Genomic DNA, 18,514 nt, shown 5'->3' on the forward strand with positions numbered 1-18,514 from the left:
TCTTGGAATGTATCCTTCTGTCGCGGCAGCAATCTTTTCAGCATCCCCGCCCCGCTACATATATAATAGAAAGAGAACGTTTTCAAAGCCCCAAAGACATAGGCGCCGACATCTGGTAAAATAGGGAAGGAATCAAAAGACGGGAGGACAGAACCATGCTGAAACGCAAAAACTATTGGCTGCTGTTCGCGGTACTGCTGCTGGCGCTGACAAGCTTGTCGCCGAGCATGGAGCTGGATACCACGGAAGGGACGGATCCGCCAAGACAGCCGCAGAGCCTGTTGGAACAGCCGGATTCAAGAGATAAGGACAGTGTAACCAGCCTGAATATCCGTGTGTCCATGAGCGGTGCGGAACTGAAGGAGCTGCAGCGGATCAGCAGCAACTATACATTGTCGACTGGAATCCAGGTGCTGATCAGCAATGCTGACAATGAAGAAAATGCCGAGATCCTCAAACGGGAGCTGACAACCGGGGAGAGCCCGGATATTATTATGACCGATGGCCGGAATATCCGCGACCTGGCGACACGGGGATATCTGCTGCCGGTGGATGTCTACCAGAGTGTGCCGGGCAGTGCACCGCTGACGGTGCTCATTCCGCAGATGCAATGGAACGGCTACGACTGGGGGATTCCGCTCGACGTAGATCCTTATGTACTGGTCTATTCCCCGCAGCACTTAGCTGAACTGGGCTTTGCTGAGGCGCCGGCAAGTCTGGAGGAATGGAGCCTGCTGCTGAACCAGCTGCGTGAACAGCAGCAGAAAGAGCCCGGGAAAGAGCAGTACCTGCTGGCCATGGACAGCCGTAATCCATATGGCTTCTCTGCATTGCTGGAAAGTATGGGGCATAGGATGACCGGGGATTATACTTCTGTTCTGGAGTGGGTTCAAGTTGCCCGCAGCTATTTTTATCTGAGCAGCCGGTTTAATCCGGAGATGTGGGACATGCTCCAGAGCGGCAGACTTGCACTCGCTGCGCTTCCGCTATCCGAATGGAGGCTGCACGGGAATGCTTCGCTGTCCGCCAAAGCTCCGGGAGGTACGGCGGGAAGAGCAGGTTATGAAGCGAAGCATAGCCGTTTTTTTGCGCTCCCTGCGGGCTCAGCTCATCCGGAAACTGCAGTCAACTGGCTGGCGTACATCACTTCTCCTACAGCACAGAGGGAATGGCTGGAGAATACACGGCGACTGCCGGCGCTGGAGGAGCTGTACCGTTCAGGTCTGCCGGAGATTGCGGGTCTTCCGTTTGACGGAAAGCTGCTGTTAACGGAAGATGAGATCACTGAGCAGCCGTCGGGCGGCAGCTGGGATGCCGTTTCCGCAGCCGTTGCCCTGCTGCTGACCGGCAAGCTTGATGCAGCAGGGTACAAGTCCTCAATCGGCCTGGAATCAGAATGAAATGCCCAGCTTCACATAGAGCACGCCATCTTTACTCTCTACCTCAGTCGCATGCAGGAAAGAGACGATTTTGCCCGGATAGAAGCCAAGGTCGAATTCATCCTCCAGATCCTGGCGCGTCGATTCCGGGAGCTCAAGTCCGTTGAACACGACGTTATCAATGTGGAACATCAGACCGTTCACGGGTTCTTCCTGGATCGAGTAGTGGCCGGTTAAGGTCAGAGTCAAACTGCCGCTGGAGCCTGTGGCGATAACACTGCCGTCATTAAACCGGAAGCCGAAATCTTTAAACAGCTTATTCTGTGACACCAGAAATGCATTCAAATCCTCTTCCTTCAGCGTAAGGTTATAAGTCATACCTTTGCGGGTCAGGACACCCTCACGGCCCTGGATAAACTGGGGCAGCCGGTTCATGGCCGAGGACAGTGCCTTGAAGTAGATTTTTACCTCATGCAGTCCGATGTTCTCCCAATATTTCGTGAACTCATTCAAAAGGGCACTCATGCTTTCAGGATCACTGCTGGCCCGAATGCCGCCCTCAATCTCCTCATTCAGCGCCGCGACCCGGATTTTCTGCTCCTGCAGTGCGCTTTTTAGCTCCGCAAGCTCCCTTGAACTGCGTTCTGCAGCCGTCAGCGTCGCCTTCAGAGCCTTATAATCCTCCTCATACTCGCTTAGAATATCATGGTCCCGCCTGATAATAATTTCATAATAATCATACAGGGCAAGTACCCGGCTGATGCTTCTGGCAGAAAGAACGGCGGCGAGCAGCCCGTCCCTTTCCCCCGTATAATATGAACGGATTATGGCACCTGCGCGCTCCTGCTGGTCAGCTATAGCCGTTTGCTTGACAGCAGCCTCAGTCTTCAGCTTTTCTGCTTTTCGCTCAAGATCGGCTTGCTGGGCAGTAATGCGGGCGATTTCCTTTTCAATTTCAGCAGATGACAGCGTCTGCTCCAGCAGTCTGCGCGTCTCTTCATTATCCGGGAAGGAAGGCGGGGAGACGCCCGAAGGACCGCCTGCTGATAAATAGGCTGTTGACGCTGGCGGAAGTATAGTAAACAGTATAAGAATGATCACAATGACGAACCTGCGGATTGATTTGTTGCGGAAGAGCACTACACCACCACCTTTTGCAGAATAGACCGGTATGTACTAATACTATGTGTTGTCCTGTTAAAATATCATACCCTGTTTCCTTCTAAGAGCACACACAAAATAACCCCACAAAGTGAAGCCTTGAGGATAGAAGCCGGATCCGTTACTTTGCGTGGCATTCAAAATCAAAAAAAGGAGGCTGTTCCTTGAATCAAGGAGCACCTCCATTTTGATCTGAATATTAATGTTACAGCGGCAGCCCCATCTGAAAGACTGTCCAGTAGCTGAATCCCGTGAACGTTACGATCATATAACCCCAGAAGAGCAGGATATACGTTTTTTCGGTAAATTTCATATAGCCCAGCACCACAAAAAAAGCGGTCTGCAAAAAGAAGAGTAAAGCCATTTCAGTCAAATCGCCAGCGAAGGCCATGAGCCCGATGACGAGTGTGAAGAATCCCAATACGCGGAACATACGGTCCAAGAGAGTGTCCCCCTTCTTAGAAATGATTCCCGAAAAGCACTTCTTTGGATCTATTATACCTGTTCGTCAAAAAACTGTAAACGAATTCATTGAAAAAATATGCAATTTTATTATAAATATGATTTTTGCTGTTGACATATTCTTTAACAGGAAAATGTAACGCTATGCGTATGATGTGGAGACAAAATGGAAATACAATTTAGTATCAAATAGATTCTATGAACTCTAGCAGAGGCATAGAAATGGAGTAAGCAGCTTTTATCCCTATTCACTATCCGGCGGAGCTGCCGGTTATGAAGATGGTTATTTCAAGATGTTGTTAGGAGGGTTAGGCTTTATGACAGCCGTTAGACAGGATGCATGGAGTGCGGAAGATGATTTGGTATTGGCCGAAATAACGCTGCGTCATATCCGGGAAGGCAGTACCCAGCTTGCCGCTTTTGAAGAGGTGGGGGAAAAAATCGGGAGAACCTCGGCAGCATGCGGATTCCGCTGGAACAGCTGTGTCCGTAAAAGCTATGAGGATGCCATCGGCATCGCCAAAGGCCAGCGCCAGAAGCGGAGTTATCTGAAAAAACAGCCGGTAAACAGGGGAGCACAGGTAGCAGGCCTGATTCTTGGTGACATTGAAGAGGAGTACGGTCGAAGTGACAACCTGAATGAAAGCTCCTTATCTATTGATGCGGTCATCCGGTTTCTCAGGCAGTGGAAAGGGACATTTCAGGAGGCGGGCCGGCAGCTGAAAATGCTGGAACGCGATCTCCGGGATAAGGAAGATGAACTGACGGAGCTCCGGGCCGAGAACGAGCGGCTGTCCAAAGAGGTGAACCTGGCTCAGAGCGATTACCGCGTCGTAAATGATGATTATAAGGCTCTGATCCAGATCATGGACCGGGCACGCAGACTGGCCTTTTTGAATGAAGAAGAAGAAGAAATGAAAACAAGATTTAAAATGGATGCAAACGGAAACCTGGAACGGATGGAATAGTCATCTTTCCCGTTAAAAGCTGCTGACGAGTGCCGGAAGGCAAACGTTTTGCGGCTTTTTCTTGTTTTGATCAAAAGAATTTAGTTGTTTTCGCGGGTGTTTTGCATTTCCGGGCAGCAGCAGGCTATAATGAGGGAAATTATTGGAAGGATGCGTAAGCGCTCATGAAAATAGATATTATCGGAGCGGGATCAATAGGACTGCTGCTGGCTGGCAGACTGATCCATGCCGGTCAGGACGTCAGAATATGGTGCAGGAGTAAGGAACAGGCCGAGGCTCTCAATAAAGATGGATTATCGCTCAGCTCCCAGAATGGGGCTGCACCCATCGTAATTCCGGGAACGGCGTTTTTTGCTTCCTGCGCAAATGCCTTTGCTGGTACTTATCTGGATGAGCCCGGGGACTGGGTGGTACTTACACTCAAACAGCAGGCTCTTCATCAGGAGCTGCCGGAAATACTGGCCCCTTTGTACAGCAGCACCTTGAATGTTGTCTGCTTTCAAAACGGGTATGGCCATCTGCAGAAGCTACGGCAGCTCCTGCCGAATGCCTCCGTGTGGGCTGCAGTGACTACTGATGGAGCCAAGAGAGAAACTTCTACGGAAGTCATTCATACCGGAAGAGGAGAAATATACATAGGGCAGGAAGACGATGGTCATACTAGTGCTGAAACGGATGGGCTGTCAACCGCAGCAGCAAGAAGTTTCACGGATGCCCTCCTGACAGCAGGATTTTCTGCCTCTATGTCGAACAAAGTGAATACCCTGATTTACCGGAAGCTCTTGATCAATGCTGTGATCAATCCGCTGACCGCGATATGGCGCATACAGAACGGCGAGCTGCTGTCCTCAAGTCAGCGGGTGCAGCTGATGAAGGATTTATATGCCGAAGCGGTTGCCGTTTATGATGTCTGCGGCGTTACCTATGAGGAGGATGCCTGGGAGCATATCCTTGAGGTATGCCGGGCAACATCGGACAATATCTCCTCCATGCTGGCTGATGTCCTTGCCTCAAGGGAGACAGAAATCCGCTGGATTAACGGCAGTATTGTGGAGATGGCCGAGCGCCGGGGAATTCAGGTTCCACTGCACCGCTGGATTTGCCGGCTTGTTGAAGGCATGAGTGCGAGAGAGAGGTGACGCTGTTTGGAGCTGCTGCAAAACTCATTTGTCACATTGGGTGTCATTCCGATTGTTCCTTTTTTAATTGTCTATTTCATCGGAATCGGGCTCAGGAAGGATAAGAAAAAGACTTTGCTGCTGGCAATGGATGTGACGACTTTATTTTTATTGCTTTCGGTTTCGGCCTTATTTAATATTCTTTTCAATGCTAAATTCGGGTTTTATTTTATACTGCTTATTGTATTAATATCCGCCGGACTGATTGGCGGAGCCCAGAACCGGATCAAAGGGAAGGTTGATGGAAGGCGGTTATTTCGGGCGGTTTGGCGGCTGGCGTTCTTTTTTCTGGGCGTCCTTTATGTACTTTTTTTGTTCATAGTCCTTATTCAATACATATCACAAGCGATGTAATGTTCCGCTGCTCCGGTGAAGCGTCACTGTCACAAAATTTTTAAGTTTTAAAAAAAATGTGTTTTCAGAAAATATTGCTCTAGATTTTTTTGACCACTGGTTGTATAATCATAAACCATATACCACATTCTATTTAGGGGGAACTGCTAGATGAAAAAGAGTAAAAGTCTTTTGCTCATGATTGCATTGGTTCTCGTAATCGGCACAGTGCTTGCCGGCTGCGGCGGAAACAACAATGCAAGCAGCGGCAACAACACAGCGGCGACTAATGCGCCAGCGGGTGAAAATGCAGGTACGAACACAGGTAACACTGGTGAAGAGAAATTGGCTGCTGACCAGACGCTTAGAATTAATTTGAGCTCTGAGCCTCCTACTTTTGATCCGCAACAAGCTCAAGATAGCACATCTAATGCTATTCTGAAATTGATGTATGAAGGACTTACCCGTCAAAATGCAGAAACAGGACAAGCTGAAGAAGGCGTTGCAGAATCCTGGGATATTTCCGCTGACGGCCTCGTGTACACTTTCCATCTTCGTGATTCCAAATGGAGCAACGGTGACGCTGTAACTGCTAACGACTTCGCTTTCGCTTGGCAACGCGTCCTTGATCCAAATGCTGAACAAGCAGCCCCTTATGCTTACCAGCTGTACTACATTAAAGGTGCTGAAGATTTCAACACTGGTAAAATCACTGACTTCAGCCAAGTTGGTATCAAAGTAATTGATGAAAAAACGCTTGAAGTAACACTGGCTAACCCGACACCTTATTTCTTGGGTCTGCTGTCTTTCTATACGTACTATCCAGTACACAGCTCTGTTAAGGACAATGCTAAATGGGCAACTACAGTGGATACACAAATCACTAATGGTCCTTTCACATTGACTGAATGGACTACTGGTCAATCCTTGGCAGTAACTAAGAATCCATCTTACTACGCTGCTGACGATATCAAAGCACAACAAATCAACTTCTCCATCGTAAACAGTGGCGCAACTGAGCTGCTGAGCTACAAGAACGGTGAGCTTGACCGTGCAGGCGGTCCAATTGGTGAAATTCCAACTGAACAACTGCCAATCGTTGAAAAAGAGCTTCCTAACGAATTTGCAAGAAAAGGTATCGCGAGCGTTTACTACTACCAGTTCAACGTAACTGAAAAACCTTTCGATAATGCTAAGATCCGTAAAGCATTGGCCATGGCGATTGAACGTCAGCCAATTATCGATAACATCACTCTGGGTGGACAACTGCCGGCATTCGGCTTCGTACCTCCAGGTATCCAAAGTAATGAACAGGAATACCGTGCTCAAGTTGCTGATTCCCAATACTTCACTGAAGATCTTACAGAAGCTAAGAAATTGCTTGATGAAGGTCTGAAAGAAGAAGGTCTGGATAAACTTGAATTCACAATTACCTACAACACAAGTGAAGGCCATCAGAAAATTGCTGTAGCCATCGCTGACCAATGGAAAAAAGCTCTCGGCGTTGAAGTTAAGCTGGAAAACAAAGAGTGGGGTGTCTTCATCGAAGACAGACACAACCTGAACTACCAAGTAGCACGTGCCGGCTGGTCCGCGGATTACAATGATCCAATGACTTACCTGGATATGTGGGTAACTGGCGGCGGTAATAACGATAGCGGTTATTCCAATGCAGACTACGATAAACTGATCCAAGAAGCTAAGACTTCTGCAGACAATGCAGTTCGTCAAGAGAAGTTCGCAGCTGCTGAAAAAATCCTGATGGATGACATGGTTGTCATTCCAATCTACTACTACACAAACAACTCCCTGACTAAAGAGTATCTCAAAGGTGTTACTCTTGACTTCAGCGGTGCAATCGATCTGTCCCGTGCTTATCTTCTTGAGCACTAGGATATAAAATCAACCTAATACAGTAATATAATAGTCTGAAGTTCTTATATTACTTCGGGATATATATGTGGAATTCCATATATATCCCTTTTTTTTGTATAGGGCGCTAAATGTGATTATTTGGAAAAAATGGATATTTGGTCAAATAGACAAATCGATCTTTTTTCCTTACAATAGGTAAGTAAAAAAATGTCGAAGGAGGTGATGACGGGCATGGTTCGTTATATTTTTAACAGATTTCTCCACATGGTTGTTTCGCTGTTTGTATTGATTTCGGCAACCTTTTTCCTAATGAAAGCAATTCCGGGCGATCCGTTTACATCCGAGAAAAAAATTCCTGAACAAATTCTGCAGCGCTTGTATGCGCAGTATAATTTGGACAAGCCCGTCTTGGAGCAGTACGTGCTTTATCTGAAAAACATTCTGAAGGGTGACCTGGGCATTTCAATGAAAATGCTGAATCAGGATGTAACCCACATTATCGGACAGACCTTTTCCTCATCACTTAAGCTCGGGGTTGTTGCTATTATTGTAGCAATAATCGTAGGTGTAGCATTGGGGATGCTTGCGGCGCTGTATCACCGGAAGCTGATTGATAATGTCGCTATGGTATTAGCTGTTCTCGGTATTGCGGTACCGAGCTTTGTTGTGGCTTCTTTGCTGCAATATTTGCTGGCTTATCACTGGAAAATATTTCCTGTAATGGGCTTCAAAGGACCGATGAACTATTTCCTGCCGGTAATGGCTCTCACCGCATCTCCAATAGCCGTTATAGCCCGTCTTACCCGTTCCAGTATGCTGGAGGTATTGCATTCCGATTATATCAAGACAGCAAAGGCAAAGGGCCTCAGCTGGTTTTCGATTGTATCCCGCCATGTATTGCGTAATGGTATTTTGCCGGTAATCACTTATGTGGGGCCAATGACTGCGAACATTATTACCGGATCGGTCGTTATTGAACAAATCTTCGGTATCGGCGGTATCGGTAAACAGTTCGTTCAAGCTATTAATACCCGTGATTATCCGATTATTATGGGGATCACCATTTTCTACGGCGTTATTTTGATGGTTGCACGTTTCCTTACCGACGTTGCTTATGTTGCCATTGATCCGCGAATCAAACTTGCTGGCAGAAAGGGGGACTAACGTTGGCTGTTAATGACAATATGGTTAAACAGGTTGAACTGAAGCCTGAGGACTTTCGTAAAATTGACATTAATGACAAAGAAGCAGAAGTAATTCAGCGTGAAAGCCTTTCCGCCTGGCAGGATGCGTGGGAGCGTCTGCGTCAGAATAAAATGGCTATGACAGCGTTGATTATTATGCTTGTGATTATTATTATGGCCATTGTAGCACCACACCTGGTTCCTTATACGTATGACTCGAATGATCTGATGAGTACGAACAAGCCGCCGTCTCTGGAACACTTATTTGGTACAGATGATTTCGGACGTGACGTATTTGTACGTACCTGGATGGGGGCCCGTATCTCCCTTATCGTTGGTCTTGCCGCTGCTTGTATTGACTTGATCTTCGGTGTTATTTACGGTGGTATTATGGGCTTCTTCGGCGGACGTGTCGATACCATAATGAATAAGTTCTCCGAAATCCTGTACTCGATCCCTTATTTGCTTGTAGTAATTATGCTGCTCGTAGTATTTGAGCCGAGCTTGTGGACTATCATCCTGGCACTTACAATTACTGGTTGGATTAACATGTCATGGATTGTGCGTGGCGAAATTATGCAGCTGAAGAGCCGGGAATTCATTCTGGCTTCCCGCTCCATGGGGGCTGACTGGAAACGCCTGCTGTTCAAACATCTGCTTCCTAACGCGATGGGGCCTATCATCGTTACCGTTACACTTTCCGTTCCAAGTGCAATTTTCTCTGAAGCGTTCCTCAGCTTCCTTGGACTGGGTGTGCAGGCACCGGTTGCCTCTTTGGGTTCTATGATTAATGACTCATTGACTGGGTGGTTGTACTATCCGTGGAGAATGATTTTCCCGGCGCTGGTAATAAGCTTGACCATGCTTTCCTTTAACATTTTTGGTGATGGACTGCGCGATGCGCTTGACCCTAAGCTGAAAAAATAGTTGGATCAAGAAACTGTCCGTGGAATAAATTTTGAAAGAAATCAAAAGTATTCGCGGTGAAGATATTGGCATGATATTTCAAGACCCGGTGACTTCTTGAACCTGACGATCAATTTGGGCAAACAGATAAACGAAGTTTTGATCTAACATCAGAAAAGTCAGCGGCCGAAGCGAAAAAAGGTATTGAGATTCTTGAAATAGCCGGCATCATTATGCTGAGGCTCGCTTTAACCAATATCCCCACGAATTCTTCAGTGGTATGAGCCAATCATGAATATCATGAATGAACTGCCGCAAAAGAACTAAATGTAGGGCGAGCTGCTGATTTCATTCATCGGTTCCCCCGATCTGATTATGCCGCCGGCGGCTGTCCGAACCCTGCGCGTTGCAGCTAAGCAATGCATATGGCAGACGGTTTAGTCCCTGCGTCACAGAATTCAGCGGAACGCATATGGAGCACCGCTGAAATATTCATTCGATGGCCAAGGAGGTGCAGTACGTTTGAGTAAGAACCTTATTGAAGTTGAAGGTCTTAAGAAATATTTTAATGTGGGCAAGGGTAAAGTTCTTAAGGCTGTTGATAATATTAATTTCTCCATCCGTGAAGGCGAAACCCTTGGGATGGTAGGCGAATCCGGTTGCGGTAAAACTACTGCTGGCCGTACGGTTCTCCGTCTGTATGAACCGACTGCCGGAAGCGTGAAATACAATGGTACGGATATTTACAAGCTGTCACCTGGTAAGATGAAAGCAATGCGCCGCGATATGCAGATGATCTTTCAGGATCCATACGCATCGCTCAACCCGCGCTTTACGATTTCTGATATTATCGGTGAAGCACTGGATATTCACGGCATGGGCGGAAGCCGCGCCGAGCGTAAAAAACGGATTGAGGAGCTGCTGGATATGGTTGGTCTCAATCATGACCATGCTACCCGTTATCCGCATGAATTCTCCGGCGGACAGCGCCAGCGTATCGGGATTGCCCGTGCACTTGCGGTAAACCCTAAATTTATCGTCTGTGACGAGCCGATCTCTGCACTTGACGTGTCGATCCAGGCGCAGGTTGTCAACCTGCTCAAGGAATTGCAGGACCGTCTGGGCCTGACTTATCTGTTTATCGCGCATGACCTGTCCATGGTTAAGCATATCAGTGACCGTGTAGCGGTTATGTACCTGGGCAGAATGGTGGAACTGGCAGAGAGCGAAGAGCTTTATGCCAACCCTCTCCATCCGTACACCAAATCGTTGCTTTCAGCGATTCCGGAGCCGGATCCGGAAGTGGAAGCAAACAAAAAGCGGATTCAATTGCATGGTGAGCTTGGCAGCCCGATTTATGCGGCCGGCGAGAAATCAAATGACAGTGACTTTGAGCTTGTTGAAGTTTCAAAAGGCCATTTTGTTGCCAAAGGATTTGCTTAATCATACAGCTGTACCGATTCAGGCGGGAGCGTTGAGCTCCCGCCTGTTATGCGTCAGACGGATTTCTTTGACGCGCGCCGTTACTTTGGATACAATCATATAGAGTTTATGGACTAGAAGTATGTTTACATATAGCAGACAGAGTAGAACAGGAGGGCAATTGCAGATGAATGTAGTACCGGAACCGATACCGGGCGGGTCTAAACTCGCACGCGACTATATAGGGCATTATGAAGCTGTGGATAAGCTGTACGGCGGGGATTTTCGAAGCGAACAGAGCCGGAGGGAACGGGCAGAATGGCTGGACAGTACAGAGCTTCAGCGTGCTAACCGCGTAGAGGTTGCTTCGGTCCTGCGGGGCTATAATCAGCAGCATAATCATTATCCGGAAGTTATGGCGGCATTAGCTCTGCTGGAACAGCCCGGAACACTGGTCATTACTGGCGGACAGCAAAGCGGCCTGTTTACCGGACCGCTCTTTGTTATATATAAGGCGGCAACGGCAATTCTTGCGGCCAAAGAAGCTGCTGCACAGCTTGGCCGGCCTGTGGTCCCGTTATTCTGGATTGCCGGTGAGGATCATGACTGGGATGAGGTTAACCACACTTTTGTATTAAGCAGGACCGGAGAAATTGCCAAATTAAAAGTAGACAAGCCTGAAGGACCGCGGGCTTCAGTCAGTGCGATTACAGTTGGACAGGATGGCTGGCAACAAGTGACTGAGCTGCTGGACGGTATGCTGCAGGAGAGTGAATTTAAACCGCAGATTATGGAGTTTATCCGCAAATCAGCAGAGACAGCCAGCTGTATGAGCGATGCTTTTGCCAAGCTGATGGGTTCACTGTTCGGCAAATTCGGACTGGTTCTGCTGGATTCCGCAGATCCCGCTCTGCGTGCGCTGGAGCGTCCTTTCTTCGCTACATTGATTGAACGGAACGATGAGCTGGAGGTGGCTTATAAGCAGTCTGCAGAGAACATTACAGCTGCCGGTTACGAGCTGCAGGCTGATGTAACGCCGGGCAACGCGAATCTCTTTTATATCCATGAGGGTGCGCGGCTCCTGCTGCATAAGACAGAAGGCGGATTCAGTGACCGCAAAGGAACAGTCTCTTTTACACGGGACGAGCTGCTGGCTGTGCTGAAGGAATATCCCGAACGGTTCAGCAACAACGTATTGACCCGCCCGCTGATGCAGAATTATGTTCTGCCGGTGCTTGCTACTGTACTGGGGCAGGGTGAGATTGCGTATTGGGCGATACCGCATGAGGCTTTTGGCGTTGTAGGGGACCGGATGCCGCTGATTATACCGCGCATGTCCTTTACGATCATTGAAGGTACACTGCATAAGCATATGGGTAAATACGGGCTTTCATTCAATGATGTGTACACCGGTCTTGAGGACAGACGCAAAGAATGGCTGGCTGGCCAGGATGAGCTGGAGCTGGGGCGCCGGTTCCATGAGGTTAAGGAGTCCTTTGCAGTAATGTATGAGCCGCTGATTGAACAGCTGGGGACTATTCAGGCCGGGCTGCTCAAGCTGGGCCAGAACAACAAAGAGAAAATTATCGACCAGATATCTTTTTTGCAGGCTAAAGCCCAGGATGCGATGGAGAAGCAGAATGAAGCCGCCCTGCGCCAGTGGGAACGGATTGAGCTCTCGCTGATGCCTGCGGGCAAGCTGCAGGAGAGAGTATACAACGTGATGTACTACCTGAACCGCTACGGCCTGTCCTGGCTGGATGAGCTAATGGAGATGCCCGCCGACTTCAGTGGAATGCACCGTATTATATATATGTAGGAACATGGTGGCGAAGCAGGTTTTTGTGCTGGTGTGAGTAAAATCAATGCAAAACTTTTAGGAGGTTTTCAAATGAGTTCATTGTCGAAACAAAACAGTATCGTAGCAGATATGTCGCTGGCCCCTGAGGGTCATCTCAAAATCGACTGGGTACGCCAGCATATGCCGGTTCTGAACCGTATCCGTGAGCAATTCGAAGTTGAGCAGCCGTTCAAGGGGTTAAAGGTGTCGATTACGCTGCATCTGGAAGCGAAGACAGCATATCTTGCAAAGGTAGTCCAGGCCGGCGGTGCAGAAGTGACAATTACCGGCTCCAATCCCCTTTCTACGCAGGACGATGTCTGTGCAGCGCTTGTCGAAGACGGGATTACAGTATTCGCCAAATATAACCCGACTCCGGAGGAGTTCAAAGCACTTAATATCAGGGCGCTGGAAAGCAAGCCGGATCTGATTATTGACGACGGCGGAGATTTCGCCACTCTGCTGCACTCGGAGCGCCCGGATCTGATGGTGAATATCCGCGGCGGTGCGGAAGAGACAACTACGGGCATCATCCGTCTAAAGGCACTGCAGAAGCAGGGCATCCTGAAGTTCCCGATGGTTGCGGTTAATGATGCTTACTGCAAATACCTGTTTGACAACCGTTATGGTACGGGCCAGTCAGCCTGGGACGGCATTGTCCGCACAACCAACCTGATTGTAGCCGGCAAAACGGTGGTTGTAGTCGGATACGGCTGGTGCGGTAAAGGTGTAGCCATGCGTGCCAAGGGTCTTGGAGCGAATGTAATTGTAACAGAAGTAGATGCGATCAAGGCTGTTGAAGCACATATGGACGGATTCCAGGTTATGCCAATGCTGGAAGCAGCCAAACATGGTGATTTCTTCGTTACCGTAACCGGTAACCGTTATGTAATTCGCGGTGAGCACTATGATGTGATGAAGGATGGAGCGATTCTCTGCAACGCCGGGCATTTCGATGTGGAAGTGAACAAACCGGAGTTGTCCGAACGTTCCGTATCCCAGCGTACAGTGCGCAAAAACATCGAGGAATACCTGCTCAAGGACGGACGCAAGCTTTATCTGCTGGCTGAAGGCAGACTGGTTAATCTCGGCGCAGCGGACGGCCATCCGGCAGAAATTATGGATACGACTTTTGCCCTGCAGGCACTGTCGCTCAAATATGTAAATGACAATTACAAAAACATCGGCGTCAAAGTGGAAAATGTTCCTTATGAGCTGGATGAGCAGGTAGCCCGCTACAAGCTGGAGAGCCTGGGAATTTCGATTGACAGTCTGACTCCTGCTCAGGTTGACTATCTCGACAGCTGGAACCTGAATGATTAATTAAATGGTGTATGGATCTGCAGAATGCCCGGAAGCCATGCGAATGGCCCGGGTATTTTGCTGTCTAATGGACGTTATGCTCTGGTAAATCATTGCAGGCTGGCTACAAAATGCTGTGCCCTATATATATGTACCCATGCTTTTCCTCCAGCAATTATCCTTCAAAGATTTATATGAATGATGACTTGACAAATAAGAAAAAATTACCTCGGGTAAGAAAAAAGGTTTTTGATTTTTAATGGCGAATCTATTATGCTTAGGTGGTGTAAAGTGGGGCAAAGTGGGGAATCGGTAACAAGGAGTGGGTAAACCGATGTTTATGGGGGAGTTCCAGCATAGCATTGACGACAAAGGCCGGATCATTATCCCGGCTAAATTCCGTGAATTGCTCGGAGCCTCATTCGTCGCGACCCGCGGCCTCGATTCCTGCATATTTGTTTATCCCATGGAAGAATGGGGAATCATGGAGCAAAAGCTCAAAAGCCTTTCACTGATGAAATCGGATGCCCGTGCCTTCAGCCGCTTCTTTTTCTCGGGAGCGACGGAATGCGTATGGGACAAGCAAGGCAGGGTTAATCTGCCGGGAAATTTGCGGCAATATGCCAAGCTGGAAAAGGACTGTGTTATTCTGGGCGTTTCGAACCGGGTGGAAATCTGGAACAAAGAGCTATGGGAACAGTACTTCGAACAATCAGAGGAATCGTTCAACGAAATTGCCGAGAAATTGGTTGATTTCAATTTTGACTTATAACACACATACACAATTCGAATACTGCCCTGGAGGGATGCAGCTTGTTTCACCACATCACGGTGCTTAAGGAAGAAGCGACAGAGGGGCTGCACATCAAAGAGGATGGCATATATGTCGACTGCACACTTGGAGGAGCCGGACACAGTTCTCTGATCGCGTCCAAGCTTAGCGGCAACGGCAGGCTGATCTGTCTGGATCAGGACGACTGGGCTCTGGAGAATGCAAAGGAACGGCTGGCAGCATACGGGGAGAAAGTGGTGCTTGTTAAGACCAACTTCCGTGACCTTGAACAGGTCTTGAAGAGTCTCCCTTTTGTTCCGCAAAAGGACGGCGTTCCGCAGGTAGACGGCATACTGTATGATCTAGGCGTATCTTCGCCCCAGTTTGACGAAGGGGAGCGGGGATTCAGCTATAATCATGATGCCCCGCTTGATATGCGGATGGACCAGTCCGCAGAGCTGACTGCAGCCGAAATTATCAACACCTGGCCTGAGCAGGAAATTGCCCGGGTGCTTTTCCAGTATGGGGAAGAGAAATTCTCACGGCGGATTGCCCGCAAGATTGTGGAAAGACGCGAGGAACAGCCGGTTACAGGCACCGGTGAGCTGGCGGAGCTGATCAAGGAAGGCATTCCGGCAGCGGCGCGCCGTACAGGTGGACATCCGGCAAAACGCAGCTTTCAGGCCCTTAGAATTGCCGTGAATGACGAGCTTGGCGCTTTTGAAGAAGGGTTGCATGCAGCTGTTCGCTGTCTGGCACCAGAAGGAAGAGTCTCTGTTATTACGTTCCATTCGCTGGAGGACAGGATCTGTAAGCAGATTTTCAGCAGCTATTTAAGCAGATGCACCTGCCCGCCTGACTTTCCGTTTTGCGTATGCGGCGCTGAAGGCACATTGAAGCTGGTTAACCGTAAGCCGCTGGTGCCTTCCGAGGAAGAGCTTGAGCAGAACCCGCGTGCCCGTTCAGCAAAACTGCGCGTTGCAGAGAAGTTATAAAAAACGACGATAAAGGAGAGTCAGAGAGATGGCCTATACCCGCGGCAATTTAGCAGTTCAACCTAAGAGAAAACAAGAGGTAAATCCGCTTTACCGCGAGAAGACGAAAGTCGTCACCAGACGGATGGTGCTGCCGACGCAGGAAAAGCTGATTTATATGCTGACGCTGGCAGCTTTTGTACTGGTGGCTGTCGCCCTGATTTGGCGTTACGTCCATATTTATGATTTGAATTTGCAGGCTCAGAAGCTGGACAGCAACATTGCCGAGACACAGAAGCAAATTGCCACCTATCAGATGGAAAAGCAGACGCTGGAACAGCTGGTTGGCGAGAAAGCCAAGAAGCTGGGCTATATCCAGCCTCCGGAGGACTCTGCAATCTATGTTTCTGCAAACGGTAAGGCAGCTGACGAAAACGACAATTAGCGGCCTGGTGAGGCTGCAATAATAGAGTTTGTGAGGTTACCTTATGGTCAAGAGAATAAAACTTCGCACGCTGTTTATAGGAGGGTGTATTACCCTCTTTTTTCTTGTTTTAGTCGTCCGGGTATTCTGGATTCAGGTCATGCAGAATGATTTCTGGCATGAAAAGGCTGTTAGCCAGTGGGCGCATACCTCGGTTATCAAAGCAAAGCGGGGAACCATCGAAGACCGCAACGGAAGTGTGATGGCCAGTGATGTGCCGGCGTATACGGTGGTTGTGAATCCTCAGGTCATCGCTGAAAAGGGATTCGGGGAAGAGGTCATCAAGGGACTCCATGACCTGCTGGGCAAGCCGGAGGCCGAACTGAAGAAATTGGTGGAGGCCAAGGATGACAGCGGCAATTACCTGAAGAACCGCGAGATCCGTAATGAAGGCTGGAAAATTGATAAAGAGCTCGCGGATAAAGTGAGAGAGTTCAACAAAGAGCTGGAGGAGAAATATAGTACGCTCGAAACCGGAATCGGTCTGATCACGGAGCAGAAACGTTATTATCCAAAGGATTCTTTGGCTGCGCATATTTTGGGCTACACGAACCGCGACGGCGAAGCCATTATGGGGCTGGAAAGTTATTTTAACAAGCAGCTTCAAGGAACTAACGGCAAGCTCTATTATCAGAGTGACGGTAAAGGGATAAAGCTTCCGGACTCCAACGACACCTACCAGCCAGCGGTGAACGGCAGCAATATCAAGCTGACCATTGACAGTACCATTCAGCGGTATATTCAAGAAGCCATGCAGAAGGCGTATGACCAGTACAAGCCCAAGAGTATGACGGTTATTGCCGCCGATCCGAACACAATGGAAATCCTCGGCTTGGCCAATCTGCCAACTTTTAACCCGAATGAATTCTGGAAGTATGCAGGCGATCAGGAAAATTTCCTTAATCATGCCATCAAGTCCATTTATGAGCCAGGCTCCACTTTCAAAATTGTCACGCTGGCCGGGGCGGTGGAGGAGAACCTGTTCAACCCTGAAGCTACCTTCAAATCAGGTTCGATCCGGATTAAAGGATACAGCCAGCCGCTCCATGACATCAACCGTGCCGGCTGGGGTGAAATTTCATTCCTTGAAGGGGTGAAGCGCTCCAGTAACGTGGCTTTTGTAAAACTGGGCTTCGAAATGCTCGGGCAGGACCGGCTGATGCAGTATATTCACGATTTCGGGTTTGAGGAGCAGACGGGCATCGATCTTCCCGGAGAAGTCTCAGGCCGGGTTACACCGAAGTATTCTGTTGAGTATGCAACGCTGGCTTACGGCCACGGTAAAGTGCAGGTTACGCCGATTGAACAGCTCACAGCTGTCGCAGCTATTGCCAATGGCGGGAAGCTGATGGTACCGCATGTCATTAAGGAAATCAGCGATCCGAACACGGGGGAAACGTCTGTTACCAAGCCGGAGGTGGTCCGACAGGTTATTTCTGAAGAAAGCGCCAGGGAGACCGGCAGTTATCTGGAGCAGGTTGTGTCAGACCAGAGTATTGGTACCGGTAAACATGCTTACATTGAAGGCTACCGGGTAGCCGGTAAGACCGGGACCGCGATTAAGGTAGAAGGCCAGGACTACGTGAAATCTAAGGTGCTGGTATCCTTCATCGGCTACGCTCCGGTGAATGATCCGAAAATTGCAGTTATCGTCATTATCGATGAGCCGAATGTTGAGGTCGGCGGCGGAACGGCAGCTGCCCCGGTATTCAAAGAAATTGTATCACAGTCCCTGCAGTATATGGGGGTGCCAAAGACAGCACTTGCCACGGGAGCAAGCACAAAGATTAACAAAACGGCTCCAGTCCAGCGCTCCACGCCGGATCTGGAGGGTAAAACCGTTAAGGAAGCCAGAGAGCTGCTGCTGGATCAGGGCTACGATTTTGAGGCAGTCGGCAGCGGAAACAGTGTGGTCAGCCAGTATCCGGAAGCAGGGACCCTGCTTGCTTCGGGACAGCGGATCTATTTGTTAAGCCAGCAGGGCGACCAGGCTTCTATTCCTGATCTTAAGGGACAGTCACTGCGGGATGCGCTGGAGGTGCTCAATCTGCTGAAGGTCCAGATTTCCGTCGAAGGCGAAGGATATGTCACCGAGCAGACAGAATCAAGCCAGAACGGCAAAAAGCTTGTACAGCTGAAGCTGAGTCCGCTCAATGAATACGGTGAGGATATTCCGGTAGCTGCGGCAGGAGAACAGACCGAAGATAGCGGTGGCAGCGGAGAATAGCCCGCTGCTTGTCCCTGATGGGCCGGTCTTTGCATATGGCAGGCTGC

Annotated in this window: 16 protein-coding genes; 14 read left to right on the top strand and 2 right to left on the bottom strand. The window is 49.0% G+C overall.

Going from position 1 to position 18,514, the window contains the following annotated elements:
* The first annotated feature begins 155 nt into the window (after window positions 1-155).
* Entirely contained in the window at window positions 156-1,400 is a 1,245-nt protein-coding gene (locus tag M2108_RS20065; protein ID WP_277471117.1) for an ABC transporter substrate-binding protein, read from the top strand.
* On the opposite strand, the gene M2108_RS20070 is transcribed toward M2108_RS20065, so the two are convergent.
* Window positions 1,392-2,519, bottom strand: coding sequence for a coiled-coil domain-containing protein (locus tag M2108_RS20070; protein WP_277471116.1), 1,128 nt, complete (start codon window positions 2,517-2,519; stop codon window positions 1,392-1,394). The genes M2108_RS20065 and M2108_RS20070 overlap by 9 nt on opposite strands.
* A 226-nt stretch (window positions 2,520-2,745) precedes the next feature.
* A complete protein-coding gene (locus tag M2108_RS20075; RefSeq protein ID WP_277471115.1) occupies window positions 2,746-2,982 on the bottom strand; it encodes a DUF2626 domain-containing protein in 237 nt (78 codons plus the stop codon).
* 337 nt (window positions 2,983-3,319) lie between these two features.
* On the opposite strand from M2108_RS20075, the gene M2108_RS20080 reads away from it, so the two are divergent.
* The 13 genes from M2108_RS20080 (at window position 3,320) to M2108_RS20140 (ending at window position 18,467) form a co-directional block, all read left to right on the top strand.
* Window positions 3,320-3,970 carry an RsfA family transcriptional regulator gene (locus M2108_RS20080; RefSeq protein WP_277471114.1) on the top strand — a complete coding sequence of 217 codons (651 nt, stop codon included), beginning with the start codon at window positions 3,320-3,322 and terminating at the stop codon, window positions 3,968-3,970.
* Window positions 3,971-4,134: 164 nt separating this feature from the next.
* A complete protein-coding gene (locus M2108_RS20085; protein WP_277471112.1) occupies window positions 4,135-5,109 on the top strand; it encodes a ketopantoate reductase family protein in 975 nt (324 codons plus the stop codon).
* Window positions 5,110-5,115: 6 nt separating this feature from the next.
* On the top strand, window positions 5,116-5,502 hold the full coding sequence (locus M2108_RS20090; RefSeq protein WP_277471111.1) for a DUF3397 domain-containing protein: 387 nt from the start codon (window positions 5,116-5,118) through the stop codon (window positions 5,500-5,502).
* A 150-nt stretch (window positions 5,503-5,652) separates the two neighbouring features.
* Complete coding sequence (locus M2108_RS20095) at window positions 5,653-7,374, top strand: peptide ABC transporter substrate-binding protein (protein WP_277471110.1); 1,722 nt, start codon at window positions 5,653-5,655, stop codon at window positions 7,372-7,374.
* Window positions 7,375-7,587: 213 nt separating this feature from the next.
* A complete protein-coding gene (locus M2108_RS20100; protein WP_277471109.1) occupies window positions 7,588-8,520 on the top strand; it encodes an ABC transporter permease in 933 nt (310 codons plus the stop codon).
* Between the two features lie 2 nt (window positions 8,521-8,522).
* The gene (locus M2108_RS20105; protein WP_277471108.1) at window positions 8,523-9,467 is read left to right on the top strand and encodes an ABC transporter permease; all 945 of its coding nucleotides are present in this window, start codon (window positions 8,523-8,525) and stop codon (window positions 9,465-9,467) included.
* A gap of 501 nt (window positions 9,468-9,968) precedes the next feature.
* Window positions 9,969-10,889, top strand: a complete 921-nt coding sequence (locus M2108_RS20110; protein WP_277471107.1) for an ABC transporter ATP-binding protein — start codon at window positions 9,969-9,971, stop codon at window positions 10,887-10,889.
* A 166-nt stretch (window positions 10,890-11,055) separates the two neighbouring features.
* Window positions 11,056-12,687: a bacillithiol biosynthesis cysteine-adding enzyme BshC gene (bshC, locus tag M2108_RS20115; RefSeq protein WP_277471106.1), complete on the top strand. Its 1,632-nt coding sequence runs from the start codon at window positions 11,056-11,058 to the stop codon at window positions 12,685-12,687.
* A gap of 72 nt (window positions 12,688-12,759) precedes the next feature.
* A complete protein-coding gene (locus tag M2108_RS20120) occupies window positions 12,760-14,031 on the top strand; it encodes an adenosylhomocysteinase (RefSeq protein WP_277471105.1) in 1,272 nt (423 codons plus the stop codon).
* Between the two features lie 313 nt (window positions 14,032-14,344).
* Entirely contained in the window at window positions 14,345-14,782 is a 438-nt protein-coding gene (gene mraZ / locus M2108_RS20125) for a division/cell wall cluster transcriptional repressor MraZ (RefSeq protein ID WP_068726372.1), read from the top strand.
* A 41-nt stretch (window positions 14,783-14,823) separates the two neighbouring features.
* Window positions 14,824-15,777, top strand: coding sequence for a 16S rRNA (cytosine(1402)-N(4))-methyltransferase RsmH (gene rsmH, locus M2108_RS20130; RefSeq protein ID WP_090712281.1), 954 nt, complete (start codon window positions 14,824-14,826; stop codon window positions 15,775-15,777).
* A 28-nt stretch (window positions 15,778-15,805) separates the two neighbouring features.
* The gene (locus tag M2108_RS20135; RefSeq protein ID WP_277471103.1) at window positions 15,806-16,201 is read left to right on the top strand and encodes a hypothetical protein; all 396 of its coding nucleotides are present in this window, start codon (window positions 15,806-15,808) and stop codon (window positions 16,199-16,201) included.
* Window positions 16,202-16,244: 43 nt separating this feature from the next.
* Window positions 16,245-18,467: a penicillin-binding transpeptidase domain-containing protein gene (locus M2108_RS20140; protein WP_277471102.1), complete on the top strand. Its 2,223-nt coding sequence runs from the start codon at window positions 16,245-16,247 to the stop codon at window positions 18,465-18,467.
* The last annotated feature ends 47 nt before the right edge of the window (window positions 18,468-18,514 follow it).

It is taken from the genome of Paenibacillus sp. PastM-3, from assembly GCF_029893965.1.
Classification (GTDB): domain Bacteria; phylum Bacillota; class Bacilli; order Paenibacillales; family Paenibacillaceae; genus Paenibacillus_AQ.